Here is a 1,080-nt window from a genome sequence, read left to right as displayed (position 1 = left end):
ACGCAATACTCACGTCTTGAGCAGTTGATTGTTGAGCGTACCAAGAGTACTAGTAATGATCGCGCAGCAGGCGAGGCCCGTGCTCGTCATCTGATGGCACGTATATGCGAAGAAAAACTGAGTAAATATAATTCCATAATCGATTGTCCGTCGTTGGATAAATTGATTAATGAAGAAAATATTAACGAAAAGGAAAATGCTGCACAATCACACATCCTGTTGATTGACCAAGTAGCAGGTGATGCCTCTGTTAAAGGCGCTGGTGCGAATAAACGTCAGTTTAAGCAAATGTTAAAGTCAGCTTGTCGTCAGCACCCTCATGCTCATATTTGGATAAAAGCTCATCCTGCGTCAAAATCAGGTTACTTAACCAGTTTGAAATTGCCCAAAAATGTCAAAATACTGACTCAAGCGCTCAATCCAATAGCATTACTATCACAAGTGGATCATGTTTATACAGTCAGCTCCCATATGGGGTTTGAAGCCTTAATGCTAGGTAAAAAAGTGCATTGCTTCGGGGTCAGTTGGTATAGCGGTTGGGGGCTGACCAATGACGCTAATGCGCCCAAAAGTCTACTTAAATCAGTTCAGAAACGTCGCTTAGCATCAGCTAAGATACTTCTCAGTAATAGGGATTTGTCAAACTCAGTAGTGTTTCCTACAACGTCACATAAGACGCTTGAAACGTCATTAGAAACATTATTTTATAGTGCTTATATTGATTACAGTCGTTATGTAGATCCAGCAACGAAACAAGCTTGTGATATCGATACAGCCATTGAGTGGTTGGTGATCAATCGACTGTGGCAAGCGCGCCTTGAAGGCGATTTGACTGTATATGAGTTTAGCCGTTGGAAGCTGCCATTTGTCAAAGCTTTCACAGACCTACCACGTACGACATTATTCGTTAAACCAAAGCCACGTCTAAAAAACCTTCTACATCCAGACCATTTCCGTGTCAACTACCAACAGCCTTTATTGGTATGGGGTTTGGCCAAACGTCAGCAAGTACAGAAGAAGCTACAAAGTAGACTTGTTGAGCAAAGCTCGGATATGCCAGCTATTTATTGTATGGAAGAT

1 protein-coding gene is annotated in these 1,080 nt (G+C 41.9%); it reads left to right on the top strand.

From position 1 onward, the window contains the following. A partial coding sequence (locus ACS8FC_RS14840; protein WP_439297335.1) for a capsular polysaccharide export protein, LipB/KpsS family occupies window positions 1-1,080 on the top strand: 1,080 nt, incomplete at both ends.

Source organism: Psychrobacter sp. 1Y4 (assembly GCF_051847555.1).
Note: the sequence above shows the minus strand (reverse complement) of the source record. Positions and strands in the feature narration are given on the sequence as shown.